Consider the following 26,057-nt stretch of genomic DNA (forward strand, 5'->3'; position numbering starts at 1 on the left):
ACCCCTCGCGCCTCGCATCCCTTGCTATCCAAGGCTTCCGCCGATTTATCAAGCTTCTCTCCCTCATGCAGAAACAATCACCTCCCCACAGTCGGGCATTGTCACGTCGAGCGCATTCACATCATCAAGATTTTCCAGCCAGGCAATACCGTCATATCCCACAACGGCATTGCTACGCGCAGCTCGACTTACCAGACTTCCCACAGGAAGAACCTGCCCCTGCGCATCATGCAGAATAACGCTGGCCACCCGCTCCTGCTCCATCGGGAAATCCACCAGATAGCCGCTGTGACGGCGAACAGCAACCCGCCGTTCCGTCTCTTTCAGGCGGGTATCGGCGGGCAGGTTGAGGGTATTAATGCTGTAGCTTGCCGGGTAATAGGCTGACACGCCGCTGACCAGCAGATAGCCATGATTATTGGTTTTCCCGACCGGCTGGTTTTCATAGTTAACCGGGACATCCGGATGACCGTCGGTGCTGATCACCACGAAAGCATCATTGATTTTGTTCGCCGCAAACAGCTCGCCATCCATCAGCACGAGGGAGCCCATCGCCTCACCCCACCAGGTCATCATGTCCTGCTCGCCATAGCCGCCCCCCTGCAGTTCAATGTTACTGTTGCGCCAGCCCAGCGTGGCCTGTTGATAGTTGTCCGACTGCGACTGGTTGGCCCACGCCATATTCCAGCTGAACCCGCCGTCGGATGGCATGGAGTGGTTGTAGTTAATGCGCTGCGTGCTGCCGGCATCTGGTGTTTTCTCAAAAGAGACAGCAGCGCTTTCGCGTTCACCCAGCGGCACCTGCAGTGACAGCGCAAAGGTCCAGTCACCCTGTTGCCGATCGCGGCTGGCCGCCAGATAAACACTGCTACGGCCCCACAAATTGCGGCTCCAGGAGAGATTCAACAGCTCGGTTTTCTGCCTGTCAAAGCTCTCGACGCCTATCCAGGCTGTACCAATATTGCCGTACTGGCCGAGGTTAAACGTCAGGGAATATTGGTCGGTATTGCGGCTAAGGCTGGCGATGGGTTTGTCGTTTTCATCATAGACGGTCGGCTGGTCATACAATGCCAGGTTGCCAAACTCGCGGTCACGCCGGGTATGCTGCGTGGCCACGCTAAATGTGCTGGTGCTGTACTGGTACCCCCAGTTGATTTGCCCACCATCTTCCCCGCGCATGTGGCTGCGGGTATACGCGGAGTTCACCACACCAAAGCGCCCCAGCTTTACCACCGTCCCCACCCCTCCCAGCGCCAGCTCTTCTGCCCCTTCGGCATGGCCTTCCAGCGTTAACCAGTCCGTCATCCCATAGCGATACGAGCCACTGCCTGCCGCCGGGCCATAGTCAAAGTTCTTGATACCGTAGTTGCGCCGCAGACTTCCCAGCGTCATAGCCCCATCACTCAGCCCAGCGTTAAGCAAATCGCTGGTGACGTAAAACGGCAGCGTGGTGCTCACCTGGCGACCCAGCGCATCGGTGGTGATCAGTACCGCATCCCCCGCGCCGTTGATATACGGCAGATTGGTGAGCGTGAACGGCCCAGGCTGCAGCTGGGTCGAGCCGGAGCGGTAGCCATTAATAAAAAGGTCAACCGAGGTAGGAACCGCAGCCTCACCGGAGAATTCAGGCAACGGCCAGGTCACCAGGTCAGGACGCAGGGAAAAATCACGCCCGTAGCTGACCCCGCCCATCCGCACGCTGGAGCTCCAGCTCAGCGCGTCGCTGATCACGTCCCCTGCGCTCCAGGTGATTGCATCCTCCTCGTTGGTCATCAGCACAGTGGTGTCATAGCGTACATACCCTTGCTGCTGATCCGCATTACCGTCGAAATTTTCCCGGACATAGCCGGTCGAAGAGAGTGAACCCTTCTCGTTAAAATAACGAAACTCATGCCAGAGGGAGGCCTGTCCACCGAGATGTTCGGTACGGTTGGTATAGAGATCGTAATTCAGTAGCGCCCCCCGGCCAAAATGGGGTTTGTTTTGCGCCGTTTGTTCGCTAAAGGAGGTGACACGGGAAGCCACCCAGTCCCGGGGAACCGTTAGCAGTAAACGCTGTGCTGCGCTGTCATACTCCACGCGAACCTGCGACAGCGTGGAAAGATTAACCTCGCCTGTCGGTACGTGCTCTGGCGGCAACCCTGCGCGTAGCAGATCGGCACTGGAGATAAAAAACGCACCGCTACGCTGCGTCACAGGTACCACCAGACCGGTGTCATAGTGATTCAGTACGATGGCAAGCTGGAATACCGCCTCGCTATTGATCGCCTGCGCATCCGGTGGTGGCGGTAAACGGTCATCACCGGGTTCGGCCCAGGAGCGGGTACTGACGCAAAGCAGAATCATCATCAGCGGCTTCAGTTGACGGGCGTCGACTGCCATTGTGCATCCCTGGCATTAATCTGCGCGCTTATCTGATCTGGCTGGCGTATTCCTGCTGGTATTGGCCAGCTGCGAAAGCTGTTTGGCAGAACATAACCCAGTAACCCCTGCGCCACCGTACGCGTCTGTCCCCCCTGTTCCAGCGCCACCTGGCTCAGCCTGACGTGAACATCCCCCTGATTACGCACCTCAAGTACGGGGTGACCACCTTCCTGCATCACCCGCCAGCTCAGGTTTTTAGTATCAACCAGCGCATGATATGCGCCCTCTTTGACCGTCGGGATCCCCTGACCATAAACGAAGAGTGGAATGGAATATCGCATCTGTAGCCGCAGGCCAATAGCCGGGCTCGCTTTCACATCAGGCTGGGGAATTTCATCCACAATAATGCGGTAGGCTTGTTCAACCCCCTTCGGGATCGTGCCCTGTCGGATCAGGCGGATAAGCTGCTTGTTTCCTGTGCCGATTGTCACAATCGGCGGGCTGGCGACGACATCCTGCTGCGCGGTATAACGTTCAAAGCCATTCTCCTGCTGCCAGCGCACGATGCGAACCTGCATGGTTGTCGCACTGTTGCCCTGATTCTGGATCCATAACTCCGTCGCACTGGCGTCTGCCGACAGCCAGGGATCAATGGGCCATAACAGAATGGTCGCCGCTGCATTTGCATCATTCTTTGCGACGGTCACCCCCAACAGACTCACCAGGCACAAATGCCAGACAGACAGCTTCATCGATTATCTCCCTTTATCACCATGACAATGTCACAGTAAGTTGATCAGAATACGTGCCTGCGGGGCTGAACCCCGTCATAAGCGCCACGCCAAAAAGCGGTAGCGCGATGTTATTACTGTTGGTATAGGTCACCGCGATTGCCTGGTTGACCCCAATCTCACTGTTAGCGGCCAGCGAACTGCTGCTATAAAGTCGATAACCCACCACGTCAGTGCCACCGGCACGCTGCATCCTTCGTACTGAGGCGTAATGCAGCCCGCCGTCAATAGTCATGCTCAACGACACGCCAGGCGTACAGGCGATAGACAACGCACCGCTGGGTACAAAACTGGTGCTAACCGGGGCGCTCTCCACGCCGTTATGCGTGCCAAAATCCAGCGAGCCAAGTAGCCCTCCGGTTCCGGTAGAGACCGAACATCCCGGCACAATGGTCGCGCTGACTTTAAAGGACTGAGAAGTCACTGCCAGAGCCGGGAGAGCCACCATTCCCCCCATCGCCAGCGTAAAAAACGTGCACAACACACCCTTTGCGCCCGCGCGCAAACGCGAAATGGCTTCCCTCATGACTGACTCTGAAGTTAGTAGGTCACGCTAACGTTAATGGTATCGGTGTAGGTACCTGGCACAACCGTGACGCTGTTGCCACCCCCGGTGATCCGCCCGTAGAGGGTATAGCTATCAACCCCGCCTGCCGTCGACGCAACCGGCAGAGCGACGTTATTGGCAACCACGGTGTTAAACCCACCGTCGCTGTAAAGGCTATAGGCCACCCCCTGCGCCGCATTGGCGGTATTAATCAGATAACGCTCGGGCGTGCCTGGCGTGCCAACAACGTTGCCTGGTGCCGTGGCATTCGTGTTGCCGGTGATCGCCACCGAATAGCTGGCAGTTGTACACTGGATGGTGAAGGTATTGCCGCCGCTGGCTCCGCTCAGTTGGGTGGTCAGCGTGGAAAAGGTTGCAGGATGGGTCCCGAAATCCAGGGTGCCGAAGTTAATGCCGTTTTGGGTTGGCGAGCTGTTGATCAGACAGCCATTGGTGAGTGTCAGCGTTACCCCGATGGTGCCACTACTGGTTACCGCCAGCGCCTGCGGGGCTGTTACGACGGGCAGCAAGGCTCCTGCACATATCAAAAGGCGTTTTCTTTTCATTTACCCACCTCCAGAAGACGTTTCCGTTCGCTTTCCAAATTTTATTTATACCGCTCAGCATGTTAGCCCCGCTAAATACGCCGCAAAGGGGGGTTATTGAGAATCTAGTTTATGGTTACTACTTCAACCACCCCCTGCTACATTTGTTGTATTGACAAGGAATTTACTTTAAATACAATTCGTTATAATGATTTAAAGAAAATTTTCTTTCCAGAGTCTGAGTATATACCCATGAAAATGTGATCTACCTCACAATATATCGTCGTAACAGCGACAACAAATTTAATAAAAATTAAAAATCAGTTGTATCTCCCCCCGCTTTACTTCAATTTATGTGCCGAATCTTTTCCTGCGCTGTAATAAAAATTCTATATGTAGCAGCGTGGGCTCACTCTTAAGCGCATAGAGGGTCTTTTTTCGTGGCAAGTGCAAACAAACTCACACTCTTCATTGTGATATTCATGCTGGCGGGTATTCTTTCAGGGGCGGCAATTCATGAATATGCCTCACCGGATGCCATCAAAACCTGGTCGGATAACATCACACTCCTGACCGATATTTTCCTGCGACTGATTAAAATGGTGATTGCACCATTGGTCTTCAGTACGTTAACGGTCGGTATCATGAAACTGGGCGAAACGTCCACCATTGGTCGCGTAGGCGGTAAAGCGATGGTGTGGTTTATTAGCTCATCCGTGCTGTCTATTCTGGTGGGGCTGTTTATTGTCACCCTGGAACACCCGGGTAGTGGTCTGAACCTGACAATCCCAACGGAAGCGGTGGATACCGGCCTGGCAGTCGGCGGAATGACGCTGAAAGCCTTCCTGTCTCATACCATTCCCACCAGCATCGCCGGGGCAATGTCGAACAATGAAATTCTGCAGATCGTGGTGTTCTCCATGTTCTTCGGCATTGGCGGCGCGTCTCTGGGGCAGAAATTCAACGCCCCGCTGGTGGCAGCGCTGGACGTCGTCTCTCACATCATGCTGAAAGTGACCGGTTACGTGATGTACGTGGCACCGCTGGCAATTTTCGCCGCCATTTCATCCGTTATTGCCACACAGGGTCTCGGCATCCTGCTGAACTATGCCTCCTTCATTGGCGGTTACTATGTGGCGATCTTCCTCACCTGCATGGTGTTGCTGGCAGTGGGCTACATGGTGCTGAAAAAAGAGGTGTTTCGTTTGGTCAGCATGCTGAAAGATCCGGTGCTGGTTGCGTTTACCACCAGCAGCTCTGAAGCAGCATATCCAAAAACGCTGGAACAGCTGGAACGTTTTGGCTGCTCACGCAATATCGCCTCTTTCGTCCTGCCAATTGGTTATTCCTTTAACCTGGTAGGTTCAATGGTGTACTGCTCTTTTGCCTCGATGTTTATTGCACAGGCGTACAACATTCACCTGAGTTTCTCGGAAGTTACGGTACTGATGCTGACCCTGATGCTGGCTTCAAAAGGGATTGCAGGCGTACCACGCTCTTCTCTGGTGGTACTGGCAGCGACTATCCCAAGCTTCAATATTCCGGTGGCAGGTATTCTGTTACTGATGGGTATCGATCACTTCCTGGATATGGGCCGTTCCGCTATTAACGTGTTGGGTAACGGTATTGCTACTGCGATGCTGTCGCAAAATGAAGGGAAGCGGGAAGCGGAAACGGAGCTGGTGGAGCAGGAAGCTTAAGATGTAAAAAAGGTGAGGTCTGTTGCCCTCACCCCAACCCTCTCCCACGGGAGAGGGAGCAAACACTAAAAACAGCAACCTCAGTTGTAATGCCAGTCAGTTAAGCAACTGACTGGCCCTTTTTCGGGGCTGTGGGGTATCTCCAGGGCCTCTCATTCACCACCCTCTGGAAGGCCCTTTCCCTTCTTGTCGGCAACCTGACCATCTGCCCCATACTTTCCAGATCTCGCATTAGCTCAGGGATACGACCTGGTGACGCTCCCTGCAGGGTCATCAGCATTCTCATGACCATTCCGCATGATTCTGAGAAGCTCAGCTGATTCGGCCAGACAGCGGGAAATGAGCTCCGGGTCCAGATAATCGCCCAGAGAAGTCAGCGGGTTACGCAGAGGATCGTAACGGGATACCAGATCAAGAGCCTGTCCAATGTGCATAAAAAAATCCGGAAACGGGTGAGCATTTCCGGATTCTTACACAGCCACTGGATCGGTCAACCGATCCTTAACTGATCGGCATTACAACCGAAGTTGCCGTTTTGCTTTTACCTACGCTACGTGATTCGCCGCGATATCCAGCAGTGCCATCTCTTCGCTGTTCAGCAGCTTCTCAATGTTCACCAGAATCAGCATACGATCGCCGAGCGCACCCAGCCCTGTCAGGTATTCGGTGGACAGCGTGACCGCGAACTCCGGTGCCGGGCGGATTTGGTCAGACGTTAACGACAGCACATCAGACACACCATCCACCACAATACCCACCACGCGCTGACCCAGATTCAGGACAATCACCACGGTGTTGTCGTTGTAGTCAACGTCGCCCTGGCTGAATTTCACACGCAGGTCAACGATTGGCACAATCACGCCACGCAGGTTAGTAACACCTTTAATAAATGCAGGCGTGTTAGCGATGCGGGTCACCTGATCGTAACCACGGATTTCCTGCACTTTCAGGATATCGATGCCGTACTCCTCATCGCCTAAAGTGAATACCAGGAATTCCTGTCCTGATGGCTCGCCCGCCAGTTTCGTTACATTACTCATACCGGTCATGTTATTACCTTTTACTTAATCAGGCGGCTGTGTACGCCACACGTTGTTCACGATTTAATCCCTGAAGCGCCGACACATCGACGATCAGCGCCACGCTACCATCACCCAGAATGGTGGCGGCTGAAATACCTGGCACTTTACGGTAGTTACTTTCGAGGTTTTTCACCACCACCTGATGCTGACCAATCAGCTGGTCGACCAGCAGCGCATAGCGGCGACCCGCGCTTTGCAGGATCACAACGATACCCTGCGTGGCCTCGGTTTTGGCCTCGTCCACTTCGAAGACTTTCCACAGTTCCACCAGCGGCAGGTATTCACCACGCACTTCGAGGACACACCACCCGCCAGCGGGTGCAGATCTTCTTCACGCGGCTGCAGCGATTCCATCACCGCGTTCAGTGGCAGAATAAAGACTTCGTCCGCCACTTTGACAGACATACCGTCCAGGATCGCCAGCGTCAGCGGCAGCAGAATGCGTATGGTGGTACCTGAACCTTGCTTAGACTTGATCTCAACGTGGCCACCCATCTCCTGGATGTTACGTTTCACCACGTCCATACCGACACCGCGCCCGGAGACGTCCGTCACCTGCTCTGCCGTGGAGAAGCCCGGTGCGAAGATCAGCATGCCCACTTCTTCGTCGGTCATGTTTTCGTTAACAGCCATTCCCTGCGAAATGGCCTTCGCCAGGATACGTTCCCGGTTCAGACCCGCACCGTCATCCGTCACCTCGATACAGATGTTACCGCCCTGGTGTTCCGCTGACAGGATCAGGTTACCAACCGGCGATTTCCCTGCGGCTATGCGGTTTTCCGGCAGTTCAATCCCGTGGTCGAGGCTGTTACGCACCAGGTGCGTTAACGGGTCGATAATGCGTTCAATCAGGCTCTTGTCCAGCTCGGTAGAGCTGCCCATCAGCGTCAGTTCTATTTGCTTGTTCAGCTTACCGGCCAGGTCACGTACCAGACGCGGGAAGCGGCTGAAGACATATTCCATCGGCATCATACGGATGGACATCACCGATTCCTGCAGATCGCGGGCGTTACGTTGTAACTGCCCCATGCTGGTGATGAGATCGCCGTGGGTTACCGGGTCCAGTTCGTTAGAACGTTGCGCCAGCATCGACTGGGTGATCACCAGTTCGCCAACCAGGTTAATCAGCTGGTCAACCTTCTCAACGGCTACGCGAATACTGGTGGACTCACTGGAACGGGCGGCCGGTTTTTCACCACGACCTGGTGCAGCGGCATCTTTTGGCACCGCTTTCAGTGCAGGCGCAGCTGGCACCACGGCAGGTGCAGCCGCTTGTGCAACCACAGCCACTTCTTCCACCCCGGCAGGTGCTTCCACCACCGCGGCTTCGGTTTCAAAAGCAATCTGATCCGCTTCAATAACAAAGCACAGCACCGCCACGATGTCGTCCTGGCTGATACCGTCGTCAAGCGTCGCGGCAAGGCTGTCTTTGCCTTTCACCACATTGCTTAATGTCGCCAGGTTACCCAGTTCTTCTTCCAGCAGGTTAACTTCGCTCTCTTTCAGGCGAGACAGCACAACGCGCAATTTGCCCGGTTGTGCTGCGGCCGGAGCAGCATCTTGTCCGGCAACGGCATCGACAACACTCAGTTTCGCCGCGGGGACAACGGCTGCGGTCACTTCACCTTTTGCTTCCAGCGCTAACTGGCGCAGTGCATTGCAGATGTATTCAAAGCTGGCGGCATCAGGCTCTGCCGAGCTTTTATAGGCGTCGAGCTGTTCCTGCATAATATCTTTGGTTTCCAAAAACAGGTTGATAATGTCGGTATTGAGCTGCATCTCACCGCGTCGTGCTTCATCAAGCAGGTTCTCCATTAAATGGGTCGTTTCCTGCAAAATGGTAAATCCAAACGTTCCGGCTCCGCCTTTAATAGAGTGCGCTGCACGGAAGATGGCATTGAGCTGCTCTGAATCTGGTGCTTCGGGCACCAGATCCAGCAGGTGTTGCTCCATATCGGCCAACAATTCGTCGGCTTCATCAAAGAATGTCTGGTAAAAATCGCTAATATCCATGCTCACGCTATCACCTCGGATTGGCTGGTGGCGATGTTGGAACGGCAGCCGAAGGAACGGCCCCAGGCTGTTTTAAATCGTCCAGTGACTCATTCTGACTTTCGGCGTTTTCATGCAGGATGGCCTGCTCCGCCTGTTGGTTCAGCACCAGAAGACTGATACGACGGTTGATGGCATCACCCGGCCCGCGGTCGGAAAGGCGCATGGTTGCTGCCATGCCGACTACGCGCAGTACTTTGCCATCATCAAGCCCACCCGCCACCAGCTCGCGACGCGAGGCGTTGGCACGATCGGCTGAAAGTTCCCAGTTGCTGTATCCCTTTTCACCCGAGGCATACGGGAAATCATCCGTGTGTCCAGAAAGGCTCACCCGGTTTGGAATACCATTCAGCACCGGTGCGATTGCGCGCAAAATATCGCGCATGTAGGGTTCAACTTCCGCACTGCCAGTTTTGAACATCGGGCGGTTCTGGCTATCAATAATCTGGATACGCAAACCTTCCTGCACCAGATCGATCTTCAGGTGTGGTCGCAGTGCGCGCAGTTTCGGGTCGGCTTCAATCAGTTGGTCCAGGTCGCCACGCAGTTTCTTCAGACGCGCCTGCTCCATCCGTTTTTTCAGTTCGTTGATGTTAGGCTCTTTTTTCACCTCACCCTTCTGTTGGGTGTAATCATCGCCGCCACCGGGGATTGGGCTGTCGCTGTTAGAAATGCGTGGCCCACCAGCCACCGCAGTCGCCAGCGGCGTTCTGAAATATTCCGCAATCTGGATAAGCTCTTTCGGGCTGGAGATGGAAATCAACCACATCACCAGAAAGAACGCCATCATAGCGGTCATAAAGTCGGCGTAAGCAATTTTCCAGGAGCCATGCGCACCGTGCCCATGCCCCTTGTGCTTGCGCTTTTTTACGATGACGATCGGATGGGACTGATTTTTCATGCGTCCTCAGTTGTCGTCTGTTGGTTTGGGTTTTTCACCGCACGCACGTGTTCTTCCAGTTCGATAAACGACGGACGCTCGCTGGAGTACAGCGTTTTACGGCCAAATTCCACGGCGATCGGTGGTGCATAACCGTTGAGGTTAGAGAGCAGCGTGATCTTCACGCACTGCATCATTTTGGTGGTTTCGGCGCTCTTCTGGCGCAAAACACTGGCCAGCGGAGAGATAAAGCCGTACGCCAGCAAAATACCGAGGAAGGTTCCCACCATCGCGTGAGCAATCAGTGCGCCCAGTTCTGCCGCAGGACGGTCAGCGGAGGCCAGCGCGTGGACCACCCCCATCACTGCCGCAACGATACCGAAGGCAGGAAGGGAATCGCCCACCAGCGCCAGGCTGTTTGCCGGCACTTCGGATTCGCTCTCGTGGGTTTCGATCTCTTCGTCCATCAGTGCTTCGATTTCGAAGGTATTCATGTTGCCGCTGATGATGAGACGCAGGTAATCGACGATGAAATCCAGCATCATGGCATCAGCCAGAATACGCGGATAGCTGGCAAAGATTTCGCTCTCTTTTGGATTTTCGATGTCTCGCTCCAGCGAGAACATCCCCTGCTGACGGGACTTCGCCATCAGACGATAGAGCAGCGCCAGCAGGTCCATGTACATGCTTTTGGTGTATTTCGAGCGACGGAACAGCAACGGAATCGCTTTCAGCGTTCCCTTGATCGACTTACCGTTGTTACCAACGATAAAAGCCCCTACCCCTGCGCCGCCAATGATAATAAGTTCAGCCGGTTGATAGAGTGCTCCAAGGTGCCCGCCGGTCATCATGTAACCGCCGAAAACTGTACCGAGAACTACCAGGTAACCTAATAAGATAAGCACGACATCATCCTTCCGCTAGTGACTAAGGCAGGACGTTCATTTCGAGTGTGTTACCGGAACGCGGGGTAAAAAAAAGCAGCGGTAATTGCTTACCGCTGCTGGAATCTTGCCCACACGTTCGGGTTAAACAGCCTGTTCGATCTGTTCATCCAGCAGTTGTGGAATAATATCGGCAGCATCCCGGGAAAGTTTACGTCTTTTTACTGCACGGGATGGAGGCTGGCATAAACTACAGGCGAAGCTGCCAGCAGGCTGATGAGCATGGGTAATAAAATTGCCATCGCAGCAATTACAGCGCGACAGTTCAAGCATTCCACTTTCAACAAAACGCACCAGCGTCCATGCGCGGGTCAGCGCCAGCAGGGGGCCATCTTCCTGCTGTGGGCATTGCTCAAGGTAGAGTTTATACGCTTTGATCACGGCATCAACGCCGCTGCACAAACCGGTTTTTAGCAGATACTGCCAGGCGTTACAGAACATGGATGCATGGATGTTCTGTTCCCAGGTCATAAACCAGTCTGTTGAAAACGGCAGCATCCCTTTTGGCGGAGGGCTACCGCGTAACTCTTTATACAGTTTGATGAGACGACCACGGCTCAGCTGAGTTTCGCTTTCCAGCATTTGCAAACGAGCACCCAGCGTAATCAGTTCCATTGCCAGCTGTATGTCACGCGCTTCCTGAACAATGCTTTTTTCGCTCATTTTTAAGCTCTTTTCTTACGGGCTACGTCATCAGGCTGGCTGATTTCGTTGAGCAAGCGAGTGGAAAGAAGAATACCGGTATGGATCTGCTGAAGATCGTCAACACGGGATTCCTGTGTCAGACGTGTGATGGTCTGCGGATTATCAAAGCGGAACTGACAAACAAGTTGATTCGTTTCGGCCAGCTTTACCATTTGCGGGAGCGTTAATCCGCCCAGCATGGTGGCCATTTCTTCGTTAATGCCAAGACGAAACATCGCGGACGCCTTGTCCTGACTAATCAAACGCTGTGCAAGCAGTAAATATGACAAATTGATGTCATAGATATGTTTTAGCAACTCGGATGTATGCATTTTTCCCATCCCGAATAACCAACTATTATTTTTATGCGGAAAGACCGCACCCCGTGATGTCGCCGGGAAAACACCCGGTATAAAAAAAAAGAAAAGGCCAAATGCATAGTTGAATTAAGGTTTGTATGCAGCAAAACGCGCAACAGGTACACAAAAATGTGCCCTTACACGCTTTATCATTTCTTACAAATAACTAAGATTTTTCCTAATTCGACGCAAACTCTACTCGTCAGTTTTGCCACATACAATGCAGCCACTCCCAAATTTAAAAAAATGTGATCCACATCACACAATTTAAGTGAATATTACCCATAAATCCATCAGCGCGACTTGTAATTTGGTCGTTTTTTAAACAAAAAATGCTATTTTGTATTCTTAGAAGACGAATACTCATGCAAAAGCATGGTCTGGCGGGGTAGCACCAATTGCTTTATTGCGCATTATTGACTACGCCACCTGAACAGGTCATACCACACCCGGAGGGTGATTTTTATTATTCATAAAAAACATATAGTTATAATCGGTGCGCAAGGTAACAATTTCGCACCCTAATCATTCGAATTGTGTTTATCCCCCGCCACAACGATTTCATGCTGCAAACAGAAATTTGTGTGATTTACGTTAAGTTGTTAATTTTTTTCATCGAGACTTCGTTTTCAATTATTCTTCTTATAAGAATAATTAATGAATAATTATGATAAGCTTCACACTAATGTCGTATTCACCTCTTGCAGAAGCGGGAGATTCGCGGTAAAGCTGGCTAAAACACCGTGTTTCAGACGTCTAAGGAGTATGCGATGGGTTACACTCATCTTCTTGTTTCTGTTGCTGTTTCACCGGAAAGCCACCAGCTTGTCGCCCGTGCTGTCTCCATCGCCAGACCGAACAATGCCCGTATCAGCCTGATCACCCTTGCAGCAGAACCTGAAATGTATAATCAACTGGCAGCGCCCATGCTTGAAGATATTCGTGACGTTCTTCAGGAGGAAACGCAGCAATTTCTGCTGGAGCTGGTCGAAAAGGCTCAATACCCTGTTCACCAGACTGTCATTGCAACAGGGGAATTAAACGAACATATTCTTAGCATGTGCCGTAAGCAGAATATTGATTTGGTTATTTGCGGTAATCATAACCACAGTTTTTTTTCTCGCGCAGCCTGTGCGGCAAAATCGATTGTTGCCTCAAGCCAGGTTGATGTTTTGTTAGTGCCTCTTGGGGGCCATTAACCCCCAGGAGGAATATCACGCCAGTTTAGGGAATGTTGCGATCTTTTTTTGCAACTGCATGGCGTGATTTTGCGGGATGATTTTGCGCAGATCGTGAATAAAACGCGCCTGCCAGTGGTTGATATCATGCTTACGGACAGTGTCCATCATCTCAGCATGGCGGGAAATACGTTCCGTTAGCGGCATTGTTAACGCACGATCGAGCGCATTAGCAACATCATCGCGATCGTAAGGGTTAACGATAAGCGCTGACGTTAGCTCATTCGCGGCTCCTGCAAACTGAGATAACACCAACACGCCAGGATCAGCAGGATCTTGTGCTGCCACATACTCCTTTGCGACCAGATTCATCCCGTCACGCAGCGGCGTGACCAGACCAACATCGGCGTAGCGGAACACCTTCATCAGGATCTTGCGTTCAAAATGCTGATTCAGATAAAACAGCGGTGTCCAGCCTAGCTGTCCATAGCGACCATTAATCCGCCCCGCCTCCATCTCCAGTTGATGGCGGATGTCCTGATAAGCCTGAACTTCACCCCGCGACGTTGGCGCTATCTGCGTATAACGGATCTTACCGCGGTGTTGAGGATACTTTTCCAGCAGGGTTTCGTACGCCAGAAAACGCTCCGGCAACCCTTTGGAATAATCGAGCCGTTCCACTGAAAAGATATTCTTTACGTGTTTCAGTTCGTTCTTGAGCTGCGCCAGCTTTGGTGGCAATGGCCCGGATGCTTGTTCGGCAATCTCCTCCGGCTCAATACCGATCGGATACACTTCGGTGTGAAATGCCTTTCCCCAGGCTGTGTGCGTTTTACCGCCTTTTGTCACCAGCCGCGTTTTGCCTGATACAGAGTCCAGGAATGCCAGCCGATCATTTTCCGTCTGAAAGCCCAGCAAATCGTAGTCACACAGCGCCTCCAGCAGATCTTCATGTGGCGGAATGGCGTTAAAAATTTCCGGTGTAGGAAACGGAATATGCAGGAAAAAGCCAATCCGGTTATTCACCCCCCGCTCCCGCAACGCTCTGGCGAAGGGAAGCAGATGGTAATCGTGGATCCATAAAATATCGTCTTTCCCGACTAAGGGCAGCAGTTTATCCGCCAGTAGTGCATTTACCCGCATATAGCCATCAAAGGCATCGCGCTGGTATTTTACCAGGTCAAGACGGTAGTGAAATGCAGGCCACAGCACCGCATTGGAGAACTCGGAGTAATACTCTTCGTAATCTTTCTCCTTCAGGGCAAAGGATGCCCACGTGATATTGCCGCGCGTCACTTTTTTGAGCGGTTTTTCTTCATCACTGATATCACCACTCCAGCCAAACCACAGCCCACCAGCGGCTTTTAAGGCACCTAAAACGCCTACTGCCAGTCCACCGGCACTGACCTTTTTGTCATCAGGCACTGCGATACGGTTAGAAACGACGATTAAACGACCCATAATGGTTTCCCCCGTTGTTTCGCGCTATGTGTTGTTGCTGGCTGGCGACGTCAGTGATCCACTGCCAGACGCTGGCGACATTGGCCAGACGCCACCCGGCGATGGTTTCACCTGGCCCCACTTTGACTGAGATCCCTTCGGCCTGGTTCACCACGCAAAACCCTGCCTCATCGGTCAGGTCATCTCCCATGAAGAGCGGCGTCCTGCCGCGAAAAGGCGGCGTCACCATAAACGCGGCAATCGCCGCACCTTTATTAACCCCTTTGGGCTTCAGTTCCACCACGCATTTTCCCGGCTGCAGGGCCAGCTGTGGGTACCTGCTGACGATCTCAGCGGCCAGCGCAAGTACCGCGTCGGCATGCTGTGGGGCCTGCCGGTAGTGCAAAGCAAACGCCATACCTTTGGCTTCCAGCTCCGTGCCTGGCAGTTCAGCCAGTGCCGAAGAGAGCTGCGCCTGTAGCGTTTGTGTTAATGCATCGGGGAGTGAAACGATATGCGTGTGAGCATGGATGTCGCGGCGCTCCGCTCCGTGTACACCGGCTAGCGGAAAGCGATAAGGCCTGGAGAGCTGATCCAGCTCAGCCATTGAGCGCCCTGATATCAATGCCAGTGCTCCCTCATTCATCTGCGAGAGTTGGTGCAACATCTGAAGAACCGTGGCAGGGATCGCCACCTGGTCAGGATGTGGTTTTATCTCAGCAAGCGTGCCATCGAGGTCAAAAAAGAATGCAAAATTTCCGGGCAGTACAGGCGGTGCGGTTAACGAGTCAGCCACCCTTTTCCTCCTTACAGTTTTCGAGAGGTAAAAGCCATTACCTCAATCATCGCCATGTAAGTATAGACAGTGTGACGTTGCTCGCCATTTGACCACCGCCCCGCCAGCAAAACTGGCGGAGCGGTTGAGAAGTCAACTATGGTTATAAGTTGAGCAATAAAAAGGCAGGGATCGCGTTATACGGTACGTTTCGCTTTTTGCTTGTAACGGTCGAAAATCACCGCTGCCAGCAGGATCAGACCGCGAACCACATACTGCGAGAACGGAGAGATATTCAGCAGGTTCATGGCGTTCTCAACGGTCCCCAGGATCAGGATCCCGGCCACCACATATGAGATTTTTCCGATGCCGCCTTTCAGGGAAACGCCCCCCAGTACGCAGGCTGAAATCACGATCAGCTCGTAACCGATGGAGGTCATTGGCTGGCCGCTGGTCATACGTGAAGCCAGAATAATCCCCGCCGCAGCAGATACCAGTCCGGAAAGCACAAAGATAATGATTTTGGTACGCACAACCGGAACACCCGCCAGGCGTGCCGCTTCTTCATTACCGCCGATAGCCAGCGTATTGCGGCCAAAGGTAGTACGGTTGAGCAGGAAACCGAACAGGATCAGGCAGGCCACCGTCAGCCAGATTGGCGCAGGCAAGCCCAGCCAGTTGGCATAGCCCAGGGTAAAGAAGCGCTCGTCTTCAATCCCCACGGCTTTACCGTCAGAGATGATATAGGCCAGACCGCGCACAATTTGCATGGTCGCGAGTGTCGTGATCAGCGCGTTAATCTTCAGACGCGCAATCACAAAACCGTTCACCAGGCCACTGATGACACCCAGCAGCAGACCTGCCAGCACGCCAATCCACAGGCTTTCGGTCATGTTGATCACCACCGCCGTCGTGACGCCTGCACAGGCAATCACGGAGGCCACGGACAGGTCGAAATCACCGGACGCCAGGCAGAACAGCATCCCGCAGGCCACCATGCCGGACATGGAAATAGCCAGCCCCAGCCCTTTCATATTAATGAAGGTGGCAAAATTAGGTACAAATATCGCGCAGGCGAGGAACAGTGCGGCAAAAACTACCAGCATGCCGTACTGATCCCAGATGCGTCCAAAACTGAAAGCCGACTTCGGCACTCCGGATGTAGTAACAGAGGACATCATTAACTCCTTACTCAGGCGACAGCCTGGCTAACTTTAGGCATGGCGAGACTCAACGCCTGTTGTTCATTCGCCTGTTCATGCAGCAATTCACCGGCAATTTCACCTTCACGCATCACAACGATACGGTCAGCAACGCCAAGCACCTCGGGCAGATCGCTGGAGGCGAACAGCACCGCCACACCGCGTTTTGCCAGTTCATAAATCACGTTATAAATCTCGTGTTTTGCCCCCACATCGATACCGCGCGTCGGCTCATCGAGCAAAATGACCTTCATGTCTTCCGACAACCAGCGGCCTAAAATGGCCTTTTGCTGGTTACCACCGGAAAGATTCATGATCAGTTGCTCAGCACCCGGCGTTTTGATGTTCAGTGAACGAATGTGGTGGTCGGCATTGCTCGATTCCCAGCTGTCGTTGATTAAACATCCCGCCCGAATATATTTACGCCTTGCAGAAATATTGATGTTGTCGCGCACAGAGTGCACCGGAATGATCCCCTCTGCTTTGCGGTCTTCCGGGCAGAGCATCATGCCTGCGTTAATGGCATGAGCAGGCTTCTGAATATCAACCTGTTGTCCGTCAATAGAGACCTGCCCCTGCGTAATACGTGTGCCGCCAAACAAGCCTTTCATCAGCTCACTGCGTCCCGCCCCCACCAGACCAAACAGCCCGACGATTTCACCGCTGCGCACCGATAACGAAATCGGTGTCCGCACGCCGGGTGCTTTCACGTTATCCAGACGCAGGCGTTCAGGACCATATTCACGTGGCTGCCAGTGGTAAATATCCCCCAGCTCACGTCCGACCATCGCCTGAACAAGCTGATCATGGTTAACCTGTTGCATATCAGTAAAGGTGCGCACATAGCGGCCATCCTTAAACACGGTGATGGCATCGCTTAAGGCAAAGATTTCTTCCATACGGTGCGAAACGTACAAAATAATACGGCCTTCCTGACGCAGCTCGCGGATCACGCGGAACAGATTTTCGATTTCACGCGCCGAAAGCGAACTGGTGGGTTCGTCGAAGGCAATGATCTTGGCATTACGTGCCAGCGCCTTGGCAATTTCGACCATCTGCCACTGGCCGATGGAGAGATATTTCAGAGGCGTCTGGGGATCGACATCCAGACCAAGGTGTTTTAACTGCAGCCCCGCTTCATAATTAAGTAGCGAGCGATTAACCACGCCGCTTTTGTGCGGGAGCTGTCCTAAATAGATATTTTCCGCCACGGTCATCTCGGGGATCAGGTGCAGCTCCTGATAGATAATGGCAACCCCGGCGTTTAGCGCCTCTGTAGTATCGGCAAAAGCAACGTCTTCGCCGCGAATGGCCAGCGTTCCGGTCGTTGGCGTGTAGTTGCCACTGAGGATTTTCAACAGCGTGGATTTCCCCGCGCCGTTCTCCCCCATCAGGGCGTGAACCTGGCCGGCATAGCAGTCGAAACTGATATCGGTCAGCGCGTTGACACCGGGGAACGTTTTCCCGATGCCGCGAAAAGAGAGATACGGTAAGGACTGTTGCATAACGTCTCCGTAATTCCTGTAGTGTGTACGTCAGGCCCCTCACGGTGAGTGAGGGGCACAATCACAGCGTATTACTTACCGCCCAGTCCTTTTTTCGCCAGCTCCTCTTTGAAGTTATCGCGGGTGATCAGCACCACGTCGGTCACTTCGGTAAATTTCGGCGGTTCGGCTCCTTTGGTCACCCAGTTGTAGAGCATTTCGCTGGATTTATAGCCATGCACGTCCGGGCTTGGCAGCAGAGAGCCATAGAAACCTGTTGCCTGTGCTTTAGACAGTTCGCTGACGGCATCAACGCCGTTGATACCGATCCCGATAACATCAGGTGCTTTGAAGCCTTGACCTTCCGTTGCACGCACGCCACCCAGCACGGTGTTGTCATTCATACCGACCACCAGCCAGTGTTTCACCTCTGGATGCTGCACCAGCATGGAGTTCGCCGCGTCAAAAGCCCCCGGGATGTCGTTGGATTTGGTCGGAACTTTATAGATCTGTTTTTCCGGGAAACCGGCTGCTTTCAGTGCGGCCATTGAACCGGAAGTGCGGCGACGCGCGGTGTCCAGCTCATCAGCAGTAATGGCCATCACGGCAGTCTCTTTCACATCCCAGCCGCGTTTTTGCATCTCTTTATAGAGTTCCTGGCCCTGACGTTCGCCGATTTTGGTCGCCGCCATCATCACCAGTGGTACGGTGTCCATCGGTTTGCCTTTGGCATTGACGAACTGATCGTCAACGGCAATGACCTTCATGCCGTAACCACGCGCTTTGGCTGCAATGGCTGACCCCAGTTTTGGATCTGGCGTACAGATAACAAACCCTTTCGCGCCGCTGGCTGCCAGGCTATCAATGGCGTTCAGCGTTTTTTCACCATCCGGCACGGCGATTTTAATCACATCAAAACCTAAATCTTTCCCGGCTTTATCGGCGAATTTCCATTCGGTCTGGAACCAGGGTTCTTCAGGTTGTTTGACCAAAAAACCGAGTTTTAAATTTTCTGCGATAGCGGATTGTGACATAACAGCAGCCAGACCGATGGCCGCCAGCGCTTTAGTAAATTTGTGCATGGTAAACTCCAGCTTTAGCAATCTTTTCTGTAGGGAATACGTGCGTACTTCTTATTTAATCGGACTTAAAACAAGACATTAGCGCTTACCTCGTCATAAGCGTTAGTGCTGGTGATAGTTTTAGCGGGAAATTAATCATCCATAAGAGAGCGCCATCACACCGCAGAATTACAGTAATTGCGTACATAAATTCAGCGAAAAATGACATAAAAATGGCAGTAATTGTCAGACAAATAAAAATACACTGAGCAGAATCATCCATAAGATTAGCTAAGAAATCCCTGAATAGTGGTAACGCCTTCTGGCTCCTCAAATCCTGGTAGTTACGGCACCGCAACTTTCGTCACATCCCCCCTCAGCCGGAAAAATAATGTAAACCCTTGTTCCTTTTTTTCATCTGAAACAAAAATAACCGTGCGCAGGAGCGACCTGGTCGGGTAGTCAATAAAAATGATCTAGCGCAATTTTTAAAGCGAAGAATATATCTGATAACATTAACAGCACTTATTTTTTATTATCATGCAGTGAATAGTGAGAACCTCTACCATTTCCATCAAAACGAAAAATAAAATATATAAACTTATAAATTTCAATAAATTACAATAAACCCATCCACATTCCCTTATTACAAAACTTCAACTTCATTAAATTTTGTAATGTAGCGTAAAATTATCGAAACCAGGAGTTTTCTTAAAGGAATAACCAGCGTATGCTTGTGGATATCGAACACAGGATGTGAATATTCGAGACCATCCGGAGAAAGAGTAAAACGCTATTCTGTTACCCGCTATCGTGCGTAATGGTGATGCGCGATAGGTATTTCCAGCCTGAAGAGCCAGGTTAAGCAGCTGACTTTGCGTCCCACATAAATAAGGATATTAGTATGGCTACCCAAGCGATGATTCAAAAGCTCAATGCACAGATGAACCTTGAGTTCTATGCCTCAAATTTGCACTTGTACCTGAGTGAATGGTGCTCAGAGAACAGTCTCACCGGTACCGCCACCTTCTTCCGCACCCAGGCACAAAGCAATGTCACACATATGATGCGCGTGTTTGATTTTATGAAAGATTCTGGTGCAAATCCCATTGTGAAAGCGCTGGATGTCATGAACGATGATTACTCTTGTCTGGAAGACCTGTTCCAGAAAACACTGGAAGAGTATGAACAACGCTGCGCAACCCTCAGCAAACTGACCGATGAAGCCAAAGCGCAAAAAGACAGTACCACGCTCAATTTCCTGCGTGATATGGACAAAGAGCAACAACAGGATGGTGTACTGCTAAAAACGCTGGCCAACGAAATCCGCAATGCAAAACGCGCCGGATTATGTCCTGAACAAACCGACAAGCACGTGCTCAACGTCGTTAATTACCAGCATCACTGATTCTGCCGCCTGTACCTGTACCCAGGTGCAGGCAGCCCCACGTCCCCCCCTCCGCTTTTACTACCAACTCTCTGCTTTTGCTGACTTTTAACAAATCAGATCTTGCTCCCAATGAATAACCTCACAACATGTAATGATTTATTTAGTTACATAATTATTGACGAGGGAGCATCATGATCACCATTGAGTTTATTGTCATTATTCTCTGCCTGCTGGTTGGTACGCGTTTCGGCGGCATGGGGCTTGGGCTGATAAGCGGTATCGGCCTGTTTATTTTAAGTTTTATTTTTGGCCTGCAACCCGGCAAACCACCGGTTGACGTGATGCTGACCATCCTGGCCGTCATTGGCTGTGCGGCCACCTTACAGACCGCTGGCGGTCTGAATGTGATGATGCAATTTGCAGAGCGTCTGCTGCGTAAACATCCTCAACACATTACCCTTCTCGCGCCCTTTACCACCTGGATGCTGACCTTTCTGTGCGGAACCGGGCACGTGGTGTACACCATGTTCCCCATTATTGCGGATATCGCGCTGAAAAAAGGGATCCGCCCGGAACGACCAATGGCCGTGGCGTCGGTAGCGTCGCAAATGGCGATCACTGCCTCCCCGGTTTCGGTTGCCGTCGTGTCACTGGTGTCCATCCTGGGTGCGCAACACGGTATCGGCCACGCGTGGGGGATCCTCGAAATTCTCGCCGTATCGGTTCCTGCCTCGCTATTTGGCGTCGCTATTGCCGCATTGTGGAGTTTGCGCCGGGGTAAAGATCTGGCGGATGACCCGGAGTTTCAGGAAAAGCTGAAAGATCCGAAACAGCGCGAGTTTATCTACGGTGGGGCTGAAACGCTGATGAATCAGCGTTTTCCTAAGCAAGCTTACTGGTCAACCTGGATCTTCTTCGCCGGGATTGCCGTTGTTGTCCTCCTGGGGGCACTGCCTGAGCTGCGCCCTGCCTTCGAGGTGAAAGGCAAAATGACAGCGCTGTCGATGAACCTTGTCATACAGATGATGATGCTCATTGCCGGGGCCATTATGCTGATGTCCTGCCAGGTAAAAGCCTCTGCCATTTCTAACGGAGCGGTGTTTAAAGCGGGGATGGTCGCAATCTTCTCGGTGTTTGGCGTCGCGTGGATGAGTGATACGTTTTTCCAGGCACACCTCGACGAGCTAAAAATGGCGCTGGAAGGCGTGGTGAAAAGTCACCCGTGGACGTATGCCATTGTGCTTTTCCTGGTCTCTAAGCTGGTGAACAGCCAGGCGGCGGCGCTCACCGCTGTTGCGCCAATGGGCTTAATGCTGGGAATCGAACCCAAAATGCTGATCGCCTTCTTCCCCGCGTCTTACGGATACTTTGTGCTGCCAACCTACCCAAGCGACCTGGCCTGCATCGGGTTTGACCGTTCAGGTACGACCCGTATCGGCAAATTTATCATCAACCACAGCTTTATTCTGCCAGGGTTGATTGGCGTGAGCTGCGCGTGCGCGGCCAGCTATCTGCTGGTACAAGCCTTCTTCTGACCCTTCTCCGGGCGACAGAGACTGTCGCCCTTTCACGTTGTCTCAGAAAACCAGGTTCAACGTATCAGCCTGTCTCAGTGAGACTCACCCTGCGGAGTGAATCTCAGCTCAATCAGAGCGATGGCTTTCTGGATCGCACGAAGCGTAACCGGGTCGGCGGCCGCCGGATGACTGGCGAAATCAATGTTTTTCAGTTGGGTGGACATTTTCTCGCGCACTTCAACGGGTGCGATAACATCTAACACATCAAGAATTTGTTTGATAACCAGCTGGCATGCAACGACGTCAGACACCAGTTCCTGATCGGCGCTCAGGTTTTGTGACATGGACTTTCTCCTCATGTAAAGGCCGCCATAGTAGCAAAACGCACGCCCTTTCATCTCCTTCTCATCGCTGATGGGTACAAAAAAACCTGCCAGTGCAGGTTTTTGTCAGAGCATCATCCCCACCAGACACGTGATTAACCGACAATTGCACGCACAAACGCGTCGATCTCTTTGTCCTGATTGTTTTCAAAGAAACATTGCTGGAAGCGCAAGCCGGAGACGGCAGTTTTCACCAGCTCAGGATCAATTGCACGCAGGGTGTCCAGATAGTTGTCTTTCACCACCGCCGCTTTCACCTGGTTCAGGATCGCAGCATTACGTATCTGTGGTGCTTTGCGCTCTGGCGGATAGCCCTCACCTTTACGGCCAGTGAAGGCTTTTTCGAAGATAAAACGAACATTCAGTTCAGCTCCCCAGCCAAACCCTTTTGCAAACGGCAGGGAAAGCGCGTTACCGTTGTTAATCTGGGCAAACAGGAAAGCGTCAGCCGGATCAATGCAGTAGCCACAGACAACGCCGGGATGGATGTTCAGAGACATCAGTGCGCCCTGGCCTGTACCACACCCCGTCACAACAAAATCAACCGCTTTAGCGTTCAGCAAAATGCTCGCCATAATCCCCAGATGGACATAGGTAAGCGAGTGATCGTTCTCGTCGCTCATCCCCACGTTATAAACCGGGAAGCCTTTTTCATCGGCTACCGTTTTTAACTCAGCAAGGATGCCGGCATTTTTAGCCGCCTGGCTGTTTTCCATCATCAGTGCAATTTTCATCTTGTCTCTCCCGAGTGCGACGCGGGTCAACCCGCCGTAGATACCTTTTGGCACTCACCTTACTATCAAGAAAACCAACTTTCAAATTAAATGAAATTGCGTTTTAAACAAGAAGAATGTGTTCACAATTCTGTTATGCCTCAACGGTCTTCTGGACGTTATTTAAAAGTTAAAAAAATCTGTCATCAGTAGAAACTGTTAGCTAGACTGCAACAAAACACCCTAAAAACCGCCTGGTGAACACCTGTGAATTCGCGCTGCCGGAAGCTTCGCATTCTCTTTTTATTCGGATTAACAGGTCTTCTGCTGATCTGTCCCCCTGCTCTGTGGGCAGCCAAGACCGGAGAACCTGTCCCGGTCTGGATTTATGACGCCAATGATTTTGAATCCTGGCATACACCGCAGGGGGAATTACAGGGGTTCTATCCCGATTTAATTAATGCCATCAATCAAAAAACGGGGATGAATTTACAGCTCAGGCCGCTTTCCGGTGCGGATATCGGTCAACGTTTTGCGCATGATGGCTATGGAGTGTATGCGGGCGTATTACGTACCGAAAAACGAGCCAAAACCAAGATACTCTCGTCACGATTATTTGATAATGAAGTGGTTGCCGCCAGCCTGTCGATGACAGCGGCAACGCCAGAGCAGCTAAGCCATGCCCGTGTGTTGTTCCGTAAAGATGACGCGACGCTCGAAAGCGTGCAACAACGTTATCCCGATCTCAAATTCCGCTCTCTGCGGCTCGTGGACACCAGCGACGAGGCCTTCCGTTTACTGGGTGAACATCAGGCTGATTTTTATATTAATGATGCCACCGAGATGGAAAACACCCAACGCTACTACCTCATTTCGCGACCGTTTCCTGAATTACGTACTCCGGTTGTTCTGGCATTCAGCCCTGAACTCCTGCCCCTGCGTGAACCCATCAACGACATCATTGGCCTCTGGTATCGCAATGGCGAAATGCACAAAATGCTGGAGGAGAGTAAGCGCAATTACCTGCTAAGCCGTATTACGCTGTCGGAAAGTGAACGTGCCTGGATTGCAAATAACCGTCTGCGCATCACCCTGCCTAAAAATGAAAACTTTGCACCGCTAATCTGGCGTGACAGCAAGGGCTACCACGGCACGGCAATGGATATGATTAACGACATGCGTGATTTGTTAGGTATGAAGGTCGATGTCAATTTTGTCGATAATTATTCGAACCTCTCCCGGCAGCAGTGGCCCATCCGGCTGGTTGATATTGCCGACCGGTACAACGAAGAACACACAGAGGGGCGCATTGGCCCGGACATTGCCTGGCATAACGTTTATTACAACCGCATCGACAAGCCATTTTTGTGGAATGAAGAAAGTATCCGAAGCCAGCGTGTAGGCGTGCTGGATGGGTCTTTTGCCGCGAATTATTTACGCCAGCATTTTGGTAGTGATGTGATAATCGTGCCCCACCGCAGCATTGATGGCCTTATTGATGCAATGGAGGACAATAAAATTGATTATATTCTTGGCGATCTCAGTTCGCTGGAATCAACGCTTCGCGGCAACGAGCTGTTTCGTGGGGTGCTGAAAGTGGCGGGCGTCACCCGCTCCGAGTTTGTCATTGGCCCCTGGGTGGAACCGAACCACCCTCTCTTTCATCTGTTTATGCAGATCCATCGGTTGTCCGAATTCCGCACCCAGATTGAACGTCAGGAAGAGCAGAAATGGTTCCCCGATTTAACCAAAAATACGCTGAAAATTATTAGCCTAATTTTACTGATCGTTGCGCTGTTCAGTATCAGCATGCTCATTATGATGCGCCGCCATATGAGGCAAAGCCGGATTGTTAACCGTAATATGGTGCAGGCGCTGGAGAAGGTAAACCGCGCACATGACGACGAAACCGGTAGCCATATTCAGCGCGTTTCCAGATATTGTGAATTAATGGCGCGCCAACTTGGGCTATCACGGCAAATGATCCGTGAGATAGGACATTTCGCTTCCCTGCATGATGTCGGGAAAATCGCCGTGCCGGATCGCATTCTGCGTAAGCAAGGCCCACTGACCGCCGAAGAGTTTGCTGAGATGAAACTCCACACCGTTAAGGGGTGGCGAATCATTCAGGGGCTTGGGCTGGGAGCAGTTGCAGAAAATATTATCCACTTGCACCATGAAAAATGGGACGGTAGCGGTTATCCCGAGGGGCTGCACGGCGAGCAAATCCCGATTGAGGCTCGCATTCTGGCGCTGGCGGATGTGTATGACGCCCTGAGACAAAAACGGGTGTATAAGCCGAGTTTTACCCACGAGCAGGCCTGCGAAGTGATATTTGAGGGCGCTGGCCGTCATTTTGACCCGCAGCTTATTACACTGTTCCGTAAGCATCATCTTGAGTTCAAAACGATTTTTGACAGTCTTGCCGACTAATCCGGCCCGTTGCAAAGAGAAAGGGCAGATTGTCCGGCTATTCCAGGCATTGCGCCGGACGTCTGCGGGTACGATAACGTATTTCCATTCACTCAGAGTGAACTATGAAAAGAGTATTCGTTGTCGGTACGATCCTGCTGCTCGCGGGGTGTAGCATTAACCGCCAGGCAGAGGTAAGCAGTCTGGACGCACCAAACGGGATAGTCCGCCTTGATTACGGCCAGGCGATACTGCAAAACGCCCAATCCGATGGGTATGTTAATAACGGCACTGCAGCAAAAGCGTGTCAGACCATGGGATATGCCACCGCCTCCGCCTACGGTCAGCCCATTAAAACCTGTACCCTTATTAGCGGGTCTGTGTGTCTGAACGAGACCGTGACTATCCAGTACAAATGCATGGGATATGCCGTTAACCCTAACGCCAAAAATCCGTGGTATTAATCAGCGCTGCCAGTCCTTACTGGCAGTGTATTTAACTAAGAACAAAAATAATTCGCATTAATAAATATAAAAATTGCCAATGCGTTTTAT

At 52.0% G+C, this 26,057-nt stretch carries 22 protein-coding genes and 3 pseudogenes; 6 read left to right on the top strand and 19 right to left on the bottom strand.

From position 1 onward, the window contains the following. Positions 1-90 precede the first annotated feature (90 nt). The 4 genes and pseudogenes from ACHHZ6_RS01870 to ACHHZ6_RS01885 all read right to left on the bottom strand — a co-directional run. Positions 91-2,382, bottom strand: a pseudogene (locus ACHHZ6_RS01870) (fimbria/pilus outer membrane usher protein); the annotation flags it as partial. Further along, positions 2,358-3,116, bottom strand: a complete 759-nt coding sequence (locus ACHHZ6_RS01875) for a molecular chaperone (RefSeq protein WP_182271845.1) — start codon at positions 3,114-3,116, stop codon at positions 2,358-2,360. The gene ACHHZ6_RS01875 and the pseudogene ACHHZ6_RS01870, both read right to left, overlap by 25 nt. Before the next feature lie 16 nt (positions 3,117-3,132). Continuing rightward, positions 3,133-3,681 (bottom strand): spore coat U domain-containing protein, encoded by a 549-nt coding sequence (locus tag ACHHZ6_RS01880; protein ID WP_395121640.1) that lies wholly within the window; start codon positions 3,679-3,681, stop codon positions 3,133-3,135. A gap of 14 nt (positions 3,682-3,695) precedes the next feature. Continuing rightward, positions 3,696-4,268: a spore coat protein U domain-containing protein gene (locus ACHHZ6_RS01885; RefSeq protein ID WP_182271847.1), complete on the bottom strand. Its 573-nt coding sequence runs from the start codon at positions 4,266-4,268 to the stop codon at positions 3,696-3,698. A gap of 419 nt (positions 4,269-4,687) precedes the next feature. Here ACHHZ6_RS01885 and ACHHZ6_RS01890 point away from each other — a divergent pair, with 419 nt between their 5' ends. Continuing rightward, positions 4,688-5,947, top strand: a complete 1,260-nt coding sequence (locus tag ACHHZ6_RS01890; RefSeq protein WP_182271848.1) for a dicarboxylate/amino acid:cation symporter — start codon at positions 4,688-4,690, stop codon at positions 5,945-5,947. A 100-nt stretch (positions 5,948-6,047) separates the two neighbouring features. Here the strand turns inward: ACHHZ6_RS01890 and ACHHZ6_RS01895 are convergent. The 8 genes and pseudogenes from ACHHZ6_RS01895 to flhD all read right to left on the bottom strand — a co-directional run. After that, positions 6,048-6,275 (bottom strand): annotated as a pseudogene (locus tag ACHHZ6_RS01895) (IS4 family transposase); the annotation flags it as partial. Then, positions 6,184-6,381, bottom strand: a complete 198-nt coding sequence (locus ACHHZ6_RS01900; protein WP_395121641.1) for a hypothetical protein — start codon at positions 6,379-6,381, stop codon at positions 6,184-6,186. The pseudogene ACHHZ6_RS01895 and the gene ACHHZ6_RS01900, both read right to left, overlap by 92 nt. Positions 6,382-6,492: 111 nt before the next feature. Next, complete coding sequence (gene cheW / locus ACHHZ6_RS01905) at positions 6,493-6,996, bottom strand: chemotaxis protein CheW (RefSeq protein WP_182271849.1); 504 nt, start codon at positions 6,994-6,996, stop codon at positions 6,493-6,495. 19 nt (positions 6,997-7,015) lie between these two features. Continuing rightward, positions 7,016-9,048: pseudogene (cheA, locus tag ACHHZ6_RS01910) on the bottom strand (chemotaxis protein CheA). Between the two features lie 4 nt (positions 9,049-9,052). Beyond that, positions 9,053-9,982 (bottom strand): flagellar motor protein MotB, encoded by a 930-nt coding sequence (motB, locus tag ACHHZ6_RS01915; RefSeq protein WP_182271851.1) that lies wholly within the window; start codon positions 9,980-9,982, stop codon positions 9,053-9,055. Next, a complete protein-coding gene (gene motA / locus ACHHZ6_RS01920) occupies positions 9,979-10,866 on the bottom strand; it encodes a flagellar motor stator protein MotA (RefSeq protein ID WP_008500417.1) in 888 nt (295 codons plus the stop codon). Before motA ends, motB begins: the two co-directional genes overlap by 4 nt. A gap of 123 nt (positions 10,867-10,989) precedes the next feature. Beyond that, positions 10,990-11,568 carry a flagellar transcriptional regulator FlhC gene (flhC, locus tag ACHHZ6_RS01925; RefSeq protein WP_010432486.1) on the bottom strand — a complete coding sequence of 193 codons (579 nt, stop codon included), beginning with the start codon at positions 11,566-11,568 and terminating at the stop codon, positions 10,990-10,992. Between the two features lie 2 nt (positions 11,569-11,570). Next, entirely contained in the window at positions 11,571-11,921 is a 351-nt protein-coding gene (gene flhD / locus ACHHZ6_RS01930; RefSeq protein WP_196390118.1) for a flagellar transcriptional regulator FlhD, read from the bottom strand. Positions 11,922-12,718: 797 nt separating this feature from the next. Here flhD and uspC point away from each other — a divergent pair. Further along, positions 12,719-13,147, top strand: coding sequence for a universal stress protein UspC (gene uspC / locus ACHHZ6_RS01935; RefSeq protein WP_182919867.1), 429 nt, complete (start codon positions 12,719-12,721; stop codon positions 13,145-13,147). A 15-nt stretch (positions 13,148-13,162) separates the two neighbouring features. On the opposite strand, the gene otsA is transcribed toward uspC, so the two are convergent. The 5 genes from otsA to araF all read right to left on the bottom strand — a co-directional run bounded on the left by otsA (position 13,163) and on the right by araF (position 19,109). Continuing rightward, positions 13,163-14,587: an alpha,alpha-trehalose-phosphate synthase gene (gene otsA, locus ACHHZ6_RS01940; RefSeq protein WP_395121642.1), complete on the bottom strand. Its 1,425-nt coding sequence runs from the start codon at positions 14,585-14,587 to the stop codon at positions 13,163-13,165. Continuing rightward, positions 14,562-15,362 carry a trehalose-phosphatase gene (gene otsB, locus ACHHZ6_RS01945; protein WP_182271855.1) on the bottom strand — a complete coding sequence of 267 codons (801 nt, stop codon included), beginning with the start codon at positions 15,360-15,362 and terminating at the stop codon, positions 14,562-14,564. The genes otsA and otsB overlap by 26 nt, the downstream gene beginning before the upstream one ends. A gap of 176 nt (positions 15,363-15,538) precedes the next feature. Continuing rightward, positions 15,539-16,519: an L-arabinose ABC transporter permease AraH gene (araH, locus tag ACHHZ6_RS01950; protein ID WP_032666953.1), complete on the bottom strand. Its 981-nt coding sequence runs from the start codon at positions 16,517-16,519 to the stop codon at positions 15,539-15,541. Positions 16,520-16,533: 14 nt separating this feature from the next. Further along, a complete protein-coding gene (araG, locus tag ACHHZ6_RS01955) occupies positions 16,534-18,048 on the bottom strand; it encodes an L-arabinose ABC transporter ATP-binding protein AraG (RefSeq protein ID WP_182271856.1) in 1,515 nt (504 codons plus the stop codon). A gap of 71 nt (positions 18,049-18,119) precedes the next feature. Then, complete coding sequence (gene araF / locus ACHHZ6_RS01960; RefSeq protein ID WP_182271857.1) at positions 18,120-19,109, bottom strand: arabinose ABC transporter substrate-binding protein AraF; 990 nt, start codon at positions 19,107-19,109, stop codon at positions 18,120-18,122. Between the two features lie 883 nt (positions 19,110-19,992). Here araF and ACHHZ6_RS01965 point away from each other — a divergent pair. Together ACHHZ6_RS01965 and ACHHZ6_RS01970 are read left to right on the top strand one after the other, a co-directional pair. Then, positions 19,993-20,496, top strand: a complete 504-nt coding sequence (locus ACHHZ6_RS01965; RefSeq protein WP_182271858.1) for a non-heme ferritin-like protein — start codon at positions 19,993-19,995, stop codon at positions 20,494-20,496. Positions 20,497-20,669: 173 nt separating this feature from the next. After that, positions 20,670-22,013 carry an anaerobic C4-dicarboxylate transporter gene (locus ACHHZ6_RS01970; protein WP_182271859.1) on the top strand — a complete coding sequence of 448 codons (1,344 nt, stop codon included), beginning with the start codon at positions 20,670-20,672 and terminating at the stop codon, positions 22,011-22,013. Between the two features lie 74 nt (positions 22,014-22,087). Here the strand turns inward: ACHHZ6_RS01970 and ACHHZ6_RS01975 are convergent, their stop codons facing one another. Together ACHHZ6_RS01975 and ACHHZ6_RS01980 are read right to left on the bottom strand one after the other, a co-directional pair. Further along, on the bottom strand, positions 22,088-22,339 hold the full coding sequence (locus tag ACHHZ6_RS01975; protein WP_008500405.1) for a DUF2766 family protein: 252 nt from the start codon (positions 22,337-22,339) through the stop codon (positions 22,088-22,090). A gap of 134 nt (positions 22,340-22,473) precedes the next feature. Further along, a complete protein-coding gene (locus ACHHZ6_RS01980) occupies positions 22,474-23,112 on the bottom strand; it encodes an RpiB/LacA/LacB family sugar-phosphate isomerase (protein WP_395121643.1) in 639 nt (212 codons plus the stop codon). Positions 23,113-23,358: 246 nt separating this feature from the next. Between ACHHZ6_RS01980 and ACHHZ6_RS01985 the strand changes: the two genes are divergently transcribed. Both ACHHZ6_RS01985 and yecR read left to right on the top strand, forming a co-directional pair. Beyond that, positions 23,359-25,524, top strand: a complete 2,166-nt coding sequence (locus tag ACHHZ6_RS01985) for an HD domain-containing phosphohydrolase (RefSeq protein WP_395121644.1) — start codon at positions 23,359-23,361, stop codon at positions 25,522-25,524. 104 nt (positions 25,525-25,628) lie between these two features. Next, entirely contained in the window at positions 25,629-25,967 is a 339-nt protein-coding gene (gene yecR, locus ACHHZ6_RS01990) for a YecR family lipoprotein (protein WP_182271862.1), read from the top strand. Positions 25,968-26,057: the final 90 nt, after the last annotated feature.

The organism is Enterobacter cloacae complex sp. 2024EL-00214 (assembly GCF_043945575.1).
Lineage (GTDB): Bacteria > Pseudomonadota > Gammaproteobacteria > Enterobacterales > Enterobacteriaceae > Enterobacter > Enterobacter cloacae_P.